Raw genomic sequence first — 16,285 nt, forward strand, 5'->3', positions numbered from 1 at the left:
AGCCGGGAAATTTGGGGGGATGGAAGAATGCCGAACCCTGCCCCGGGCGATGACGCCCGCACACCGCCGGACCTCGATCTCGAAGCCGTCACTCGCGCCCATACGATCGTCTCGATCCAGCGGACACGGCTGCCCACCGAGGCGCTTCACATCCTCGCGCGTGAGGTATTGCAACGCGTCGCGCACCGCGCGGCGAGCGCGGCGCGGCCGGACCGCGTACCCTCGGCCGACGAGCTTGAGGCGTTCTGTGACGACCTGACGAAGCTCAACGATGACGGCGCCGCTGCGAGGGCGATCGGCCGCGCGCGGCGCGAGGGCGCCACGCTGGACTGCGTCTATCTCGGCTGGCTCGCCCCCGCCGCCAGGCGGATCGGGGACCGGTGGGAAGCGGACGCGACGAGCCTCGCCTCGACCAATATCGCCGCAGGCCGGATATATGCGATCCTCAGCGGCCTCAGGCGGGCGTTTGCGCCGCCGGAGGCGAACGGGAGGCGCCACGCGCTTTTCGCCTCGACGCCGGGGGAAACCCACACGATCGGAGTCACGATGGCGGCGGACATGTTCCGACAGCGCGGCTGGTCGATCGACCTTGCGCTCGGCCGGACGCATGACGAACTGGTGGAGCTTCTGCGGGGCTCGGACCACGCCATCATCGGCCTCTCGGCGAGCCGCGAAGACATGACGGCGCAACTCGCCCGGCTCGTCCTTGCGCTCCACATCTGCAAGCCCTGGGCGAAGGTTCTGGTCTGCGGCCGGATCGCGGAACTTGATCCGGATATCGCGGGCGTCGTCGGGGCCGATGGCGCCGCGGCCGACGCGCCGTCTGCGATCGAACAGATGGAGCGCCTGGTGGACCGCGAGGACGCCGAGGCTCCGAGCGCGCAGCGGCGCCGCTCCGCCTGAACCTGCGGAAAGCAGCGCGGCCGCGCTGGCCTCAGCCCATCCGGTAGTTCGGCGCCTCCCGCGTGATCTGCACGTCGTGGACATGGCTTTCCGCCAGCCCGGCATTGGTGATGCGTACGAAGCGGCAGCCTGTCCGCATCTCGGGGATGGTGCGATGGCCGGTATAGCCCATCGCGGCGCGGAGGCCGCCGACCATCTGGTGAAGCACGGCGCCGGCGGGGCCCTTGTAGGGCACCTGGCCCTCGATCCCCTCCGGCACAAGCTTGTGCGTCTCCGCGATCTCGCCCTGAAAATACCGGTCCGCCGAGCCGCGTGCCATGGCGCCGACGGAGCCCATGCCGCGATAGGCCTTGAAGCTCCGGCCCTGGTGCAGGAACACCTCGCCCGGCGCCTCGTCCGTCCCCGCCAGCATGGAGCCGACCATCGCGCAGCTCGCGCCGGCGGCGATGGCCTTGGCGAGATCGCCCGAGAACTTGATGCCGCCATCCGCGATGATCGGCGCGCCGGCTTTCGCCGCCGCCTCCGCGCAGTCGGAAATCGCCGTCATCTGCGGCACGCCGACGCCTGCGACCATGCGGGTGGTGCAGATCGAGCCCGGCCCGATGCCGACCTTCACCGCATCGGCCCCCGCGTCGATCAGCGCCCGCGTCGCCTCCGCCGTCGCGACGTTTCCGGCGACGACCTGCACGGCGTTCGAAAGCCGCTTGATCCGCCGCACCGCCTCCGCGACGGAGGCGCTGTGCCCGTGCGCGGTGTCGATCACGATGAGGTCGCAATGCGCGTCGATCAGCGCCTCCGACCGTTCGAATCCCTTGTCCCCCACCGTCGTCGCCGCGGCGACGCGGAGGCGGCCGAGATCGTCCTTCGTCGCGCGCGGGTTGAGGACGGCCTTCTCCATGTCCTTCACGGTCAGGAGGCCGACGCATCGGCCCTCGGCGTCCACCACCAAGAGCTTCTCGATCCGCCGCCGCATCATCAGGCGCCGCGCCGTCTCCCGGTCCTCCCCCTCTCGGATCGTGGCGAGGTTCTCCTGCGTCATCAGCTCGCGGACGGGCGTATCGTCCCGCTCAGCGAAGCGCATGTCCCGGTTGGTGAGGATGCCGACGAGCTTCCTGTCCGCCGTCACAACGGGGAAGCCGGTGATGCGGTAGCGCTCCTGCAGGGCCTTCGCGTCACGCAGGGTCTGGTCGGGGCCGAGCGTGATCGGGTTGTAGACCACCCCGCTCTCGAACCGCTTCACCCGGCGGACCTGCGCGGCCTGCACGTCGATGTCGAGATTGCGGTGGATGACGCCGATGCCGCCGGCCTGCGCCATGCAGATCGCCATGTCGCTCTCCGTCACCGTGTCCATCGCGGAGGAGAGGAGGGGGATGTTGAGCCGGATCGAAGGCGTGACCATCGTTGAGACGTCCGCCTCGTTCGGCAGGACCTCCGAGGCGCCGGGAACGAGCAGAACGTCGTCGAAGGTGAGCGCCTCGCGAATCTCCATCGGAGAATCTCCTGTCAGGGTCGGTTGGCGGGGCCTTGTTTCACAGCGGGCGGGGGAAGGGAAGAGAGCGGGGCGCCGCGCCCGCGGCGCGATTGACCGGGGGTCGAATTTCGTTACGCTCCGCCGTCCGGACGACGGGCCGGGCAGGGGCGGGCCGGGCGGCCGGGACGAGAGGGACGAGCGAGATGAGAGTCGGGATCGAGAGGGCGGCGCTCCTCAAGGCGATGAGCCGGGCGCAGGGCGTCGTCGAGCGGCGGAACACCATCCCGATCCTCTCCAACGTCCTGATCGAGGCGGCGGACGGCGCGGTGAGCTTCCGCGCCACCGACCTCGACATCGAGATCCGCGAACAGGCCCCCGCGATGGTGGAGCGGGCGGGCGCCGTCACCGCCCCCGCCCATGTCCTGCACGAGATCGCCCGGAAGCTGCCGGACGGCGCGATGGTGACGATGGACGCGACGGCGGAGGGGCGGCTCGACGTCTCCGCCGGGCGCGCGCGCTTCACGCTGCCGACGCTGCCGCGGGAGGATTTCCCGATCATGGCTTCGGCGGAATACCAGACGAGCTACGAGATACCGGCGCCGACGCTGCGACGGCTCTTCGAGAAGGCGAGCTTCGCGATCTCGACGGAGGAGACGCGCTATTACCTCAACGGCGTCTATCTCCATGCGCCGGAGGGCGGCGCCGCCGTGCTCCGCGCCGTGGCGACGGACGGCCACCGCCTCGCGCGGATCGACGCGGCGCTGCCGGCGGGGGCGGAGGGATGCCCCGGCGTGATCGTGCCGCGGAAGACGGTGGGCGAGCTTCGCAAGCTTCTGGAGGATGACGAGGCGGTGATCGCCGTCTCCGTCTCCGAGACGAAGATCCGCTTCACAGCGGCGGAGCTTTCGCTCACCTCGAAGGTGATCGACGGCTCCTTCCCCGACTATACCCGCGTGATCCCGACGCAGAACGACAAGCGCCTCGAAGTCGATGCGGACGAGTTCGCCCGCGCGGTGGACCGCGTCGCCACTGTCTCCGCCGAGCGCTCCCGCGCCGTGAAGCTGGCGTTGGCGGAGGATTCGCTCACGCTCTCCGTCTCCTCGCCGGACGCCGCCTCGGCGAGCGATGAGATCGCGGTCGCCTATGCGCATGAGCCGATGGAGATCGGCTTCAACGCGAAGTACCTGCTGGAGATCGCCGGGCAGGTGGACCGGGAGAACGCCGTGCTCCTGTTCAACGGGCCGGGTGACCCGACGCTGGTGCGCGAGGGCGACGACGAGAGCGCGATCTATGTCGTCATGCCGATGAGGGTCTGAGCGGGGCCTCATGCTCCGCCGGCTGACCCTCTCCCATTTCCGCTCCCATCGGGCGCTGACGCTGGAGGCGGACGGGCGGCCTGTCGCCCTCCACGGCCCGAACGGCGCGGGAAAGACCAACATCCTCGAGGCGATCTCGCTTCTTTCGCCCGGCCGGGGGCTCCGCCGCGCCGCGCCGGAGGACCTGATCGGGCGGCCGGAGGGGATCGGCTGGAAGGTCTCCGCGCTGATCGACGGGCAAGAGGGGCTTTTCGAGGCGGAGACCTCGGCCCTGCCGGGCGAGCGGCGCATCGTGCGGATCGACGGGAAGGCGGCGAGCCAGACTGCGCTCGGCGCGCTTCTGCCGATGCTCTGGCTCGTTCCTGCGATGGACCGGCTCTGGACGGAGGGGCCCGGAGAGCGGCGGCGCTTCCTCGACCGGATGGCGCTTGCCTTCCACCCCGACCACGGGGAGACCGCCGCGGCCTATGAGCGCGCGATGCGGGAGCGGACCAAGCTCCTGACCGAGGGGCCGGCGGACCGCGCCTGGCTCGACGCGCTGGAGGCGCGGATGGCGGAGGCGGGCGCCGCGCTCGCCGCCGCGCGGGCCGGGACGCTGGCGCGGCTCCGGGAGGCGATGGAGGGGGCTTCCGGCGCTTTCCCGCGCGCGCTCCTCCGGATCGAGGGGGCCTCGGAGGAGGCGCTCGCCGCCGGGGGCGAAGTGGGGGATGAGACGGCGCGGCTCGCGGCGCGGTTCGCCGCCGGGCGGCGGGCGGATGCGGCGGCGGGAAGGGCGCTCGAAGGGCCGCACCGGTCAGACCTCCTCGCCGTTCACGAGGAGAAGGGGGTGGAGGCTCGGCTGGCCTCCACGGGCGAGCAGAAGGCGCTGCTCATCGCGCTTGTCCTCGCCCATGCCCGCGCGCTGAAGGCGGAGCGGGGGGCTCCGCCGCTCCTCCTCCTCGACGAGGTGGCCGCGCATCTCGATGAGGCGCGGCGGGCGGCGCTTTATGACGATCTCGCCGCGCTCGGCGCCGAGGCCTGGATGACCGGGACGGGGCCGGAGCTCTTCGCTGCGCTGGGGGATCGGGGGCGGCTGATCGGGCTCGGCTGAGGGTGTGTGCACACGCCGTGCATGGGGGTCAAGTATCTGACCCGAAGAGAGAATTGGAAATAGGGCGCCGAAAACCGCGCACGCGGATCGCTCACCCGGCAGGCGGCAGCCCGAGCCGGGGGCGGAGCGAATCCAGCCCCTCCGCCAGCGCCGCGTTCGCGCCCCGCGCGCGCATGTGCTCGCGGAGCGTCGTGTTGAGGCCGCCCGGCCGGTCCAGGCTTTCGAGGATGGCGGCGAGGCGGCGTTTTCCGTCCTTCGGCGTCGCCGCGAGATAGCCGGCGATCAGCCCGGTCACATAGGCCTCGGCCCCTTCGGCGTCCCCCGTCAGCCCCGCGAGCCATTCCGAGCCCGAGCGCATGTGGTCGACGACCGAGGAGCTTAGCGCCGAGGCGGCGAAATGGGCGTTGAGCGCCGCCTCCGTCGCGACCGGGATCACGAGGTTACTGTCGCCGAACAGCTCTCGGAGCGCGGCGCTCTCCGGGTGGACGGGGAGAGGGCAGTCCCCCCTCGCGATGAACGGCATCGGGATGGCGAGGGCGATCTCCGTCGCCGGGGCGCAGAGCCGGCGGAGCGCGGCGAGGTCGAGCCCGACCATCACCGAGACGATCCGGTGATCCGCGCGGAAGGAGAGGCTGGAGAGCGCCGCTTCCGCATCCCGCTTCATCAGGCAGAGAAAGACGATCTCCGCCCCGTCGAGGACTGCCTGGTTGGAGGCGACCGCCACCTCCGGCAGCGCGGCGGCGAGGGCGGCGGCGCGGGCCGCGTTCCGCTCCGAGACGAGGATGTGATGGCCCCTCCCGGCGAGGCCGTGCGCCATCGCCTCCGCGATCTCTCCCGTCCCGATGAAACCGACCTTGGCCATGCCGCCCCCCGCCCTTGCATCCGCCGCAGCCTCGCCCGAAACAGGGGCGTCGCTCAAGCGTCGCATCTGCGCCGTATCAGGGCCGCCACATCAGGGCCGGAGACAGGAGACCATCATGCGCCCCATCGCCTTCGACGCCCCCGGCCGGTTCCATCGCGGCTGCCTCCACACCCATTCGACGCGCTCGGACGGGGTGCTGGAGCCGGAGGAGGTGTGCCGCCGCTACCGCGCGGAAGGCTATGACTTCATCGCGCTGACCGACCATTTCGTCGGCCTCTACGACTACCCGATCGTCGACACGCGCCCCTTCCGCAACAACCGCTTCACCACGATCCTCGGCGCGGAGCTGCATTCGGGGGCGATGGCGAACGGGGAGCTCTGGCATATTCTCGCGGTCGGCCTGCCGGAGGATTTCGCGCCCCCCCACACGCCGCATTTCCTCCCCGTCGAGGGGCAGGAGACGGGCGCCGAGATCGCCCGGCGGGCGCGGGAGGCGGGCGCCTTCGTCGCCATCGCGCATCCCGAATGGTCCGGCCTCACCCATGAGGACGCGCTCTCGCTGGAGGCGGCCCATGCGGTCGAGATCTACAACCACGGCTGCGCGGTGGGGGCGGACCGGCCGCACGGCTTCGCGACGCTGGACCGGCTGCTGGAGACGGGACGGCGGCTTGACCTCGTGGCGACGGACGACGCGCATTTCAACGAGCCGGATCACTTTGGCGGCTGGGTGATGGTGAAGGCGGAGGAGAACGAGCCCGAGGCGCTGCTCGCGGCGCTGAAGGCGGGGGCGCATTACTCCTCCACCGGCCCCGAAATCCGCAATGTGGAGCTGGACGGGCGGCGGCTCACGGTCGAATGCTCCGCCGCTCGCTCCATCGTCGTCGTCGGCGCCGGCTCCGCCGGGCAGGCGCTGCACGGCGCCTCCATCACGCGGGCGGACATCCGGCTCGACCGGGTGAATTCCTCGCCCTGGATCCGGATCTCGGTGATCGACGCGGCGGGGCGGCGGGCCTGGACCAATCCGATCTGGAGGGACTGACGATGCGCATGGAGGTGCGGAAGACCGACCTCGGGAGCGTCCGCTTCGTGAAGACCGCCGCCGCGCTGCCCGCGCCGGGGGAGGTTCTCGTCCGGGTCGAGCGCTTCGCGATCACGGCGAACAACGTCACCTATGGCGTGGTGGGGGAGCGGATCGGCTACTGGAAGTTCTTTCCGGCGGAGGAAGGTTGGGGGGTCATCCCCGTCTGGGGCGTCGGCGTGGTGGAGGCGAGCGCGCATCCCGAAGTGCGGGAGGGCGAGCGGCTCTACGGCTACTGGCCGATGGCGAGCCACCTGACGCTCGTTCCGGGCAAGGTCGGCCCGATGCGGCTCATGGACGGGGCGTCACACCGGGCTGGGCTGCCGGCGGTCTACAATTCCTATCTCCGGCTCGATGCGGAAGAGGGTTATGACAAGGCGACCGACCGGGCGCGCATGGCGCTCTGGCCGCTCTATGCGACCTCCTTCTGCCTCGCGGACTGGCTGGCGGCGAACGGGAATCACGGCGCGGAGCAGGTGGTGATTCCCTCCGCCTCCTCCAAGACGGCGATCGGCCTCGCCCATGCCCTGATCGCGGAGGGAAGCCCCCTCCGCCGCGTCGCGGCGACCTCCGCGCGGAACGCCGGCATGGTCGCCGCGCTCGGGCTCTATGAGGACGTGATCCTCTACGAGGAGATCGAGGAGCGGATTGCGCGCGTCCCCACGGTGATCGTGGACATGTCGGGTTCCGGCGACGTGATCGGGCGGCTGCACCGGCATCTCGGCGAGGCGATGCGCTTCACCTCCAATGTCGGCGTCACGCATCACGAGGCGGCGGGGATGGGGCCGGATTTCATCCGCGAGCGCTCCGCCATGTTCTTCGCCCCGGCGCATATCGCGCGGCGGACGGAGGAATGGGGGCCGGGCGCGTTCGAGGCGCGCTCCACCGCCTTCTGGCGCGATGCGGCGGGGAAGAGCGCCGCCTGGCTGACCTATCGGGACGCGGATGGGCCGGAAGCGACGGAGGCCGCCTGGCGGGAGGTGCTGGAGGGCCGGGCGCGGCCCGACGAGGTCTGGACGGCGGCGCTCTGAACCGGCGCCGGCGCTTCCCGCGCCGGGGCGAAGCGGCTAGAACGGGGCCATGACAGACATCCTCGCCCGCATCCGCGCCTACAAGCTCGAAGAGATCGCCACCCGCAAGGCCGCCCGCCCCGCGGCGGAGATCGAGGCCGCCGCGAAGGCCGCCCTGCCGCCCCGCGGCTTCGCGGCGGCGCTCCGGCGGGCAGAGGCGGCGGGGGGCTACGGCCTCATCGCGGAGATCAAGAAGGCGAGCCCCTCGAAGGGCCTCATCCGCGCGGATTTCGACCCGCCTGCGCTCGCCCGCGCCTATGAGGCCGGCGGCGCTTCCTGCCTTTCCGTACTGACGGACGGGCCGAGCTTCCAGGGCGCGGACGAATACCTCGTCGCGGCGCGGGCGGCGACGGCGCTGCCGGTGATCCGGAAGGATTTCCTCTACGACCCGTGGCAGGTCGCCGAGGCGCGAGCGCTCGGCGCCGACGCGATCCTCGTCATCATGGCGGCGGTGGACGACGGCCTTGCCGCGGAGCTGGAGGCGGCGGCCTTCGGGCTCGGCATGGACGTGCTGGTGGAGGTGCATGACGAGGCGGAGACGGAGCGCGCGCTGAAGGCGATGCGGTCCCCCCTCCTCGGGGTGAACAACCGCAACCTCCGCACCTTCGAGACCGATCTCGGGACAACGGAGCGGCTCGCGAGGCTGGCGCCGCCGGAAAAGCTCCTGATCGCGGAAAGCGGCCTCTTCACCCCGGAAGACCTCGCCCGCCTCGCCCGCGCCGGCGCGCGGAGCTTCCTGATCGGCGAGAGCCTCATGCGCCAGGCGGACGTGGAGGCGGCGACGCGGGCGCTGCTTGCGGAGCCTTTGGCGAAGGGCGCCGCCGCATGACCTCCCCCCTCACCCATTTCGACGCCAAGGGCGACGCCCATATGGTCGATGTCTCGGAGAAGGACGTCACCGCCCGCACGGCGACGGCGCGGGGGGCGGTGGTCATGGCGGCGGAGACGCTGGCGCTGGTCGTCGAGGGGCGGGCGAAGAAGGGGGACGTGCTTTCCGTCGCCCGCCTCGCCGGGATCATGGCGGCGAAGCGGACGGCGGACCTCATCCCGCTCTGCCATCCGCTCGCGCTCTCCAAGGTGTCCGTCGAGCTGACGGCTAACGAGGCGGAGAGCCGGGTCGAGATCGAGGCGACGGTTAAGGTGACGGGGAAGACCGGCGTGGAGATGGAGGCGCTCACCGCCGTCTCCGTCGCCGCGCTGACCGTCTATGACATGCTGAAGGCGGCGGACAAGGCGATGCGGCTGACCGACATCCGCCTTGTCCATAAAGACGGCGGGCGCTCCGGCCGGTTCGAGGCGGAATGAGCCCGCCGCTGCTCTCGGCCGCCGAGGCGCTCGCCCGCGTGCTGGCGCTCATGGCGCCGGTCGGCTCCGAGAGCGTTCCGCTGGCGGAGGCTTCGGGGCGCGTGCTGGCCGCGCCGGTCGTCGCGCGGCGGGACCAGCCGCCCTTCGCCGCCTCGGCGATGGACGGTTACGCCGTGCGCGCGGCCGAGGCGCGGGAAGGCGCGCGGCTGTGCCTGGCGGGCGAGGTTCCCGCAGGGGGCGCGGCAGCCGCTCCGCTCGGGCCGGGCGAGGCGATCCGCATTTTCACCGGCGCGCCGCTCCCGGAAGGCGCGGACAGCGTGCTGATCCAGGAGGACGCGGTCCGGGAGGGCGAGGCGGTGATCGTGCGCGAGGCCCCGGCGGCCGGCGCCAATGTCCGCCCCGCCGGCGGCGATTTCCGGGCCGGCGCGCGTATCCCCGCGCCGCGGCGCCTCTCCACCGGCGACATCGCGCTCGCCGCCTCGATGAACGCGCCCTTCCTCGAAGTCGCCCGCCGCCCGCTCTTCGCCCTCGTGGCGACGGGGGACGAGCTGGTGGAGCCGGGCGATACGCCGGGGCCGAGCCAGATCGTCTCTTCCAACGCCTACGGCCTCGCCGCCATGCTGGAGGCGACGGGGGCGCGGGCGCGGATCGATCCCATCGCGCGCGACAATGCGCCGGCGCTCCGCGCCGCGCTCGACCGGGCGGCGGACGCCGACGTGATCGTGACGCTCGGCGGCGCCTCGGTCGGCGACCATGACCTCGTCGCGAAGGTGTTCGCCGAGGAGGGGCTCGCCCTATCGTTCTACCGGGTCGCGATCCGACCGGGAAAGCCGCTGATGGCCGGGCGCGTGCGCGGCAAGCCGATGATCGGCCTGCCGGGCAACCCCGTCTCCGCCCTCGTCCTCGGCCATATCCTCCTCCGCCCGGCGGTCGACGCGCTCCTCGGGCTTGACGCCGGGCCGCTCCCGCGGCTTCGCGCGCGGCTCGGCCAGGCGCTGGGGCCGAACGGGCCGCGCGAGCACTACATGCGCGCGCGGCTGGAGGAGGACGGCCGGGGCCCCGTCGTCTTTCCCTTCCCGAACCAGGACAGTTCGCTCCTCTCCGTCCTCGCCGCCGCGAACGCGCTGGCGGTGATCCCGCCAGGCGTGGGCGCGATGGCGCCGGGGGAGGAGATCGACGTGATCCGGCTCTGAGACGCTTGACACAAAACAGGAACATCAATAGAACCAAATCGGCATTGAGGGGAGGCGCCGGATGCTGACGCGGAAACAGCTCGATCTCTTGAAGTTCATTCATGCGCGAACGCAGGCGGACGGCGTCTCGCCTTCCTTCGACGAGATGAAGGAGGCGCTGAACCTCCGATCCAAGTCGGGCATCCACCGGCTCATCATGGCGCTGGAGGAGCGCGGCTTCATCCGCCGCCTCGCCCATCGCGCCCGCGCCATCGAAATCCTGCGCCTGCCCGACGGCATGGAGAGCGCGCCGCAAGCGGCGAACGTGATCCGGCACGATTTCCGCCCGCGGCCCGAGCCCGTTTCGCTGGTGGAATCGGACGCCGGATCCGTTCCCCTCATCGGGCGGATCGCGGCGGGCACGCCGATCGAGGCGCTGCAGCACACGATCGACCATGTCGTCGTCCCGCGCTCCATGCTCTCGCCGCGCGCCGAGCACTATGCGCTGGAGGTGAAGGGCGATTCGATGATCGGCGCCGGCATCCACGAGGGCGACATCGTCGTGGTGAAGCGGCAGGATCACGCGGATGACGGCGACATCGTGGTCGCGCTGGTCGAGGATCAGGAGGCGACGCTGAAGCGGCTTCGCCGGGCGGGCCGGACGGTGGAGCTCATCGCCGAGAATCCGCTCTACGAAACGCAGCGCTATGACGCCGCGCGCGTGAAGATCCAGGGGCGCATGGTCGGCCTGATACGGACCTGCTGACGCGGCCGCGCCGGGCTGGCTTTCGCAGGCAGGGTTCGCTCTCCGCGCATTCGCCGGCGCCTTCGCGAAGACCGCGCCGCTCCCGGCGCTTCCCGAGGCGCCCGTCCGGCGGCGCCCGGCTTGCGCCCCGCTTCGCCTCCCGGCGCCCGTGTTCCTCGGCCCGCTCCCTCAGCCCCCCGCCCCGAAGGCCGGTTCTTCCGCACCGCCTTCCGCGGCGCGGGACCAGAAACGGTCCCCCGCCGCTTCCGTGGCTGTCCATATGCGCGGCTCGCCTCTCTCCAGGTTGATCGCGAGGGCGCCGAGGCGCCTCAGTTCTTCGCCCGCGATCAGGCGGCAGCCGCCCACGGGCGGAACGACCGGCGCGGCCGAGAGGATGATCGTGCGCGGCGCACAGAGCCGGGCCGCAGCTTCCGGCGCCGGCTGGCCGAGCGGAAGGAGGACGACGCGCCACCCTTCCGGCAGTTCGGCGATCCGCGCCTCGCCTGCGCTAGAGATTCCGGGCCGCGCCGCCGCTTCGCGCTGGTCCGCCCCGTCCCCGTCCGCTTCAAGCCAGATGCGCGCGGCGTAGGATTCCGCCTTCGCGTGGTCGAGCGCGCGGCCCTCGGGGCCCATCGCGCCGAGCAGCCCGCCCCCTGGCGCGACGAGAACCGCGGGCCGCGCGTCGCCCAACGCCCAGATTGCAAACCCGACTGCAACCGCAGCGGCGCCGGCCGGCCGGAGCAGCGCGCGCCCGAGGCATAGGCCGAGGCCGCCGAGGGTGATCAGCGTCAGCACGATCCCCGGCGCGGCGGGGACGCCGCTCGTCGCGCCCTCCAGCGCTGCGACGAAGCGAGCCACGCGCATGATCGCGTCGATCCCTTCGCCCATCAGCCAGAGCGCAGGGCCTTCGAGACCGAAGGGCGCGAGCGCCGCCGCGAAGAGCGCGGCTGGCGCCACCCAGAAGCCCATGACCGGAACAGCGAGCAGGTTGGCGAGCAGGCCGTAATGCGCCACCCGATTGAAATGAAAGGCCGAGATCGGGCCGGTGGCGAGCCCGGCGAAAAGGCTCGTGCCGACGAGCGCCAGGAGATAGACGCCGACTCTCCGCCCGGCGCCTCCGTCCGCGGCGCCAAAGCGCCAGCCCCGCTCCCGCAGCCAGTCGAACCCGGCGATGATCGCCGCCGTCGCCGCGAAGGACATCTGGAAGCCGACATGCGTGAGCGCCTCCGGCGTCAGCACGAGGATCGCCATGGCGGCGACCGCGAGGGCGCGGAGCGTGATCGCCGGGCGCCCGAGGAGGACGGCGACGAGGGCGACGAGGGCCATGACATAGGCGCGCTGCGTCGCCACCGCCGCGCCCGAGATCAGGAGATAGCCGGTCGCCGCGAAAAGCGCGACGAGCGCCGCCGCCTGCTTCGTCCGCCATCGGCGCGCCACGTAGGGTATGGCGGCGAGGGCGAGCCGGGCGCCGCCGAAGACGAGGCCGGTGACGATCCCCATATGCAGCCCGGAAATCGCGAGGAGATGCGCAAGATTGGAATCGCGCAGCGCCTGCGTCGCCTCCCGGTCCACGCCTGCCCGGTCCCCCACGATGACGGCGGCTGCGAAGGCGCCGGTCTCCCCCGGCAGGGCGGCGCGGAGCCCCGCGGCGAGCCCTGCCCGCGCCTCCGAGAGCGCGAGCCGGAGGCGCCGGAGCGCGCCCGGCCGCCCCTCCTCCGGGATGACGACCGGCGCGCCGCGGGCGAAGCCGACGGCGCCGAGCGACTTGAACCAGGCGTCGCGCCGGAAATCGAACCCGCCCGGCTCCACCGGCCCGCCGGGCGGGCCGAGCTGCGCGAAGACCGAGACGCGGAGCCCGGGCGAGAGCCCCTCCACATGAGCCTCCCGCTGCAGCGAGACCTGCGCCCGCGCCGGCGTCTCCCCCGGCGCGACGCCGAAGATCACGAGATCGTCGAGGACGAGCCGCGGTCGGCCCGCGGCCGTCCGCGTCACCTCGCGGATCACGCCCTCCACCGTCGCGTCCATGGCCGCGGGGAGGACAGGCGCCGCAACGATCCGCGCCCGCGCCCCGGCGAGGCAGAGGCCGAGGATCACGAGGCCGAGCGCAGCGAGGAGAAGCGGCCTTTGCGCCGCCCGCTCCCTGAAGAGCGCGGCGAGAAGCGCCGCGCCGCCGAGGAGCGCGCCGTAGAGCCAGAGGGCAGGCTCGACCGGCGCCCAGAAATAGAGCTGGACGCCGAGCCCGAGAAAGACAGGCGCCCAGAGCGGAAAGGCCGGCGCCTCCGCCCGCCAGAGCTCCCGAAGCCGGCCCCTGTCCATTCCGCCTCGCCCCGCCTCGCCTTGTCCTGTCTGAACGGCCAAGCCATAAAGGCCGCGCCCGCGGGGCGCCACGGAATTCAACCCAGAGACGAGCGCGATGCCAGCCAGCAATAAACCGGAAATCGTCACGCGCTTCGCGCCGTCGCCTACCGGGTACCTCCATATCGGCGGCGCGCGCACCGCGCTCTTCAACTGGCTCTATGCGCGCGGGCGGGGCGGCAAGTTCCTTCTCCGTATCGAGGATACCGACCGCGCCCGCTCCACGCCCGAGGCGACGGAGGCGATCTATGACGGCCTCCGCTGGCTCGGGCTCGACTGGGACGGCGAGGCGGTGAGCCAGTTCGCGCGGGTGGAACGGCACCGCGCCGCCGCGCTCAGGATGCTGGAGACGGGCGGCGCCTATCGCTGCTACGCGACGCAAGAGGAGATTGCAGCGGCGCGGGAGGAAGCGCGCCAAGCGGGCCGCCCGCCGCTCTTCCAATCGCCATGGCGCGACAGGGGGCCGGAGGACTGGCCGGATGCGCCCTACACGGTGCGGCTGAAGGCGCCGCGGGAGGGCGAGATCGTGGTGACCGACCTCGTGCAGGGCGAGGTCCGTTTCTCCGCGGAGCAGATTGACGACCTGATCCTTCTACGTTCCGACGGAACGCCGACCTACATGCACGCCGTCGTCGTGGACGACCATGAGATGGGCGTGACCCACATCATCCGTGGCGACGATCATCTGACGAACGCCGCACGGCAGATCGCGATCTATCGCGCGCTCGGCTGGCCGGTTCCCGAAATGGCGCATATCCCGCTGATCCATGGCGAGGACGGCGCGAAGATGTCCAAGCGCCACGGCGCGCTCGGCGCCCATGAATACCGCGCGGAGGGCTTCCTGCCGGAGGCGATGCGGAACTATCTCGCGCGTCTCGGCTGGGCGCATGGCGATGACGAGGTGTTCACCACGGAGCAGGCGCTCGAATGGTTCGACATCGCCGATGTCGGCCGCTCCGCCGCCCGGTTCGACCGAACCAAGCTCCTGAATCTGAATGGCCGCTACATGCGCGCGGCGGATGACGGCGCGCTGGCGAAGGCGTCGCTGGAGCTCCTCGCGTTGCAGGGCCGCCCCGCTCCCGGCGAGGCGCGCGCGGCGCAGCTCCTGCAGGCGATGCCAGGGTTGAAGGAGCGGGCCAAGACATTGGTGGAATTGCTGGACTCGGCCTACTACATCCTCGCCGAACGCCCCCTCGATCTCGACGAAAAGGCGCAAAAGCTGCTCGACGAGGAAGGCCGCGCGGTCATCGTCAGATTGACCCCCCGGTTGCGCGATGCTAGCGATTGGAGCGGCGAGGCGCTGGAAAATCTGGCGCGCGCCTTCGCGGAAGAAGAGGGATTGAAGCTCGGCAAAGTGGCGCAGCCCTTGCGCGCCGCGCTTACGGGCCGGGCGACCTCGCCGGGGGTGTTCGACGTTCTCGTCACGCTCGGCAAGGAGGAAAGTCTGGCGCGGCTGGCCGACCGAGCCGGTTGACGGCCGCACCTCGATGCCGCCGTCCGGCGGCGCCCGAATGCAGCGGCCCGAGGCCGCGAGAGAGGGGGTTTCATGACTAAATCCGAACGCTTTGCGACTCTGACCGTGGACGGGAAAAGCCACGACCTGCCGATTCTGACCGGCACGGTCGGCCCCGAGGTCATCGACGTCGGATCGCTTTACAAACTTACGGGCAAGTTCACATACGATCCGGGCTTCACGTCCACCGCCGCCTGTTTCTCCGACATCACCTTCATCGACGGGGACAAGGGCGAGCTTCTCTATCGCGGCTATCCGATCGACCAGCTAGCCGAGAAGAGCCATTATCTCGAAGTCTGCTATCTCCTCCTCTACGGGGATCTGCCGACGGCGGCGGAGCTCGAGGATTTCGAGATGCGGGTGACGCGGCACACCATGCTGCACGAGCAGATGGTGAACTTCTACCGCGGCTTCCGGCGGGACGCGCATCCGATGGCGGTGGTCTGCGGCGTCGTCGGCGCCATGTCCGCCTTCTATCACGACTCGACCGACATCAACGACGCCTGGCAGCGCGAGGTCGCCACGGTGCGGCTCATCGCCAAGCTGCCGACGATCTGCGCCTGGGCCTACAAGTATTCGATCGGCCAGCCCTTCATCTATCCGCGCAACGATCTCGATTACGCGACGAACTTTCTCCACATGTGCTTCGCGACGCCCTGCGAGACCTATGTGGTGGACCCGATCCTCTCCCGCGCGATGGACCGGATCTTCACGCTCCACGCCGATCACGAGCAGAACGCCTCGACCTCGACAGTCCGGCTCGCCGGCTCCTCGCAGGCGAACCCCTTCGCCTGCATCGCCGCCGGCGTCGCCTGCCTCTGGGGCCCTGCGCATGGCGGGGCGAACCAGGCGTGCCTCGAAATGCTGCGCGAGATCGGCACGCCGGACCGCATCCCGGAGTTCATCGCCCGCGCGAAGGACAAGAACGACCCGTTCCGCCTCATGGGCTTCGGCCACCGCGTCTACAAGAATTTCGACCCGCGGGCGAAGGTGATGAAGGAGAGCGCGGACGAGGTGCTCGGCCTTCTCGGCGTGAAGGACAATCCGGCGCTCCAGGTCGCCAAGGAGCTGGAGAAGATCGCGCTGGAGGACGAGTATTTCATCTCGAAGAAGCTCTATCCGAACGTCGACTTCTATTCCGGCGTCATCCTCGACGCGATGGGCTTCCCGACCGCCATGTTCACGCCGATCTTCGCGCTCGCGCGCACCGTCGGCTGGATCGCGCAGTGGAAGGAGATGATCGAGGATCCGGTGCAGAAGATCGGCCGCCCGCGGCAGCTCTACACGGGCGCGACGGCGCGGGACTATACCGAGGTCGAAGCGCGCTGAGTTCGAGATTCCCGGGCGCGGCGCCTCGGGAGGCGACGTTCGATCTGCCTTCCGCACCGCGCCGGAGATCTCTCCC

The 16,285-nt window shown here is 71.1% G+C and carries 14 protein-coding genes; 11 read left to right on the forward strand and 3 right to left on the reverse strand.

Annotated features, from left to right (window positions below; genetic code table 11):
* The first annotated feature begins 27 nt into the window (after positions 1–27).
* Complete coding sequence (locus ACE37J_RS18020; RefSeq protein WP_409713745.1) at positions 28–903, forward strand: B12-binding domain-containing protein; 876 nt, start codon at positions 28–30, stop codon at positions 901–903.
* Positions 904–934: 31 nt separating this feature from the next.
* On the opposite strand, the gene guaB is transcribed toward ACE37J_RS18020, so the two are convergent.
* A complete protein-coding gene (gene guaB, locus ACE37J_RS18025; protein WP_409713748.1) occupies positions 935–2,392 on the reverse strand; it encodes an IMP dehydrogenase in 1,458 nt (485 codons plus the stop codon).
* A 185-nt stretch (positions 2,393–2,577) separates the two neighbouring features.
* On the opposite strand from guaB, the gene dnaN reads away from it, so the two are divergent.
* A complete protein-coding gene (gene dnaN, locus ACE37J_RS18030; RefSeq protein WP_409713751.1) occupies positions 2,578–3,690 on the forward strand; it encodes a DNA polymerase III subunit beta in 1,113 nt (370 codons plus the stop codon).
* A 10-nt stretch (positions 3,691–3,700) separates the two neighbouring features.
* The gene (recF, locus tag ACE37J_RS18035; protein WP_409713754.1) at positions 3,701–4,780 is read left to right on the forward strand and encodes a DNA replication/repair protein RecF; all 1,080 of its coding nucleotides are present in this window, start codon (positions 3,701–3,703) and stop codon (positions 4,778–4,780) included.
* A 91-nt stretch (positions 4,781–4,871) separates the two neighbouring features.
* On the opposite strand, the gene ACE37J_RS18040 is transcribed toward recF, so the two are convergent.
* The gene (locus ACE37J_RS18040; RefSeq protein ID WP_409713757.1) at positions 4,872–5,699 is read right to left on the reverse strand and encodes an NAD(P)-binding domain-containing protein; all 828 of its coding nucleotides are present in this window, start codon (positions 5,697–5,699) and stop codon (positions 4,872–4,874) included.
* 58 nt (positions 5,700–5,757) lie between these two features.
* Between ACE37J_RS18040 and ACE37J_RS18045 the strand changes: the two genes are divergently transcribed.
* The 6 genes from ACE37J_RS18045 (at position 5,758) to lexA (ending at position 11,033) form a co-directional block, all read left to right on the forward strand.
* On the forward strand, positions 5,758–6,681 hold the full coding sequence (locus ACE37J_RS18045) for a PHP domain-containing protein (protein ID WP_409713760.1): 924 nt from the start codon (positions 5,758–5,760) through the stop codon (positions 6,679–6,681).
* Positions 6,682–6,689: 8 nt separating this feature from the next.
* Entirely contained in the window at positions 6,690–7,751 is a 1,062-nt protein-coding gene (locus ACE37J_RS18050) for a DUF2855 family protein (RefSeq protein ID WP_409713763.1), read from the forward strand.
* A 49-nt stretch (positions 7,752–7,800) separates the two neighbouring features.
* Positions 7,801–8,619: an indole-3-glycerol phosphate synthase TrpC gene (gene trpC / locus ACE37J_RS18055; RefSeq protein WP_409713766.1), complete on the forward strand. Its 819-nt coding sequence runs from the start codon at positions 7,801–7,803 to the stop codon at positions 8,617–8,619.
* A complete protein-coding gene (gene moaC, locus ACE37J_RS18060; protein ID WP_409713769.1) occupies positions 8,616–9,095 on the forward strand; it encodes a cyclic pyranopterin monophosphate synthase MoaC in 480 nt (159 codons plus the stop codon). Before trpC ends, moaC begins: the two co-directional genes overlap by 4 nt.
* Entirely contained in the window at positions 9,092–10,288 is a 1,197-nt protein-coding gene (glp, locus tag ACE37J_RS18065) for a gephyrin-like molybdotransferase Glp (RefSeq protein ID WP_409713772.1), read from the forward strand. The genes moaC and glp overlap by 4 nt, the downstream gene beginning before the upstream one ends.
* A 61-nt stretch (positions 10,289–10,349) precedes the next feature.
* The gene (gene lexA, locus ACE37J_RS18070; protein WP_409713776.1) at positions 10,350–11,033 is read left to right on the forward strand and encodes a transcriptional repressor LexA; all 684 of its coding nucleotides are present in this window, start codon (positions 10,350–10,352) and stop codon (positions 11,031–11,033) included.
* A 168-nt stretch (positions 11,034–11,201) separates the two neighbouring features.
* Here lexA and ACE37J_RS18075 read toward each other — a convergent pair whose 3' ends face one another.
* Positions 11,202–13,328: a ComEC/Rec2 family competence protein gene (locus tag ACE37J_RS18075; protein ID WP_409713779.1), complete on the reverse strand. Its 2,127-nt coding sequence runs from the start codon at positions 13,326–13,328 to the stop codon at positions 11,202–11,204.
* A 97-nt stretch (positions 13,329–13,425) separates the two neighbouring features.
* Between ACE37J_RS18075 and gltX the strand changes: the two genes are divergently transcribed.
* Together gltX and gltA are read left to right on the forward strand one after the other, a co-directional pair.
* The gene (gltX, locus tag ACE37J_RS18080; RefSeq protein ID WP_409713782.1) at positions 13,426–14,841 is read left to right on the forward strand and encodes a glutamate--tRNA ligase; all 1,416 of its coding nucleotides are present in this window, start codon (positions 13,426–13,428) and stop codon (positions 14,839–14,841) included.
* Between the two features lie 72 nt (positions 14,842–14,913).
* Positions 14,914–16,209, forward strand: a complete 1,296-nt coding sequence (gene gltA, locus ACE37J_RS18085) for a citrate synthase (RefSeq protein WP_409713785.1) — start codon at positions 14,914–14,916, stop codon at positions 16,207–16,209.
* The last annotated feature ends 76 nt before the right edge of the window (positions 16,210–16,285 follow it).

This window comes from Pikeienuella sp. (genome assembly GCF_046290545.1).
Taxonomy (GTDB): Bacteria; Pseudomonadota; Alphaproteobacteria; order Rhodobacterales; family Rhodobacteraceae; genus Pikeienuella.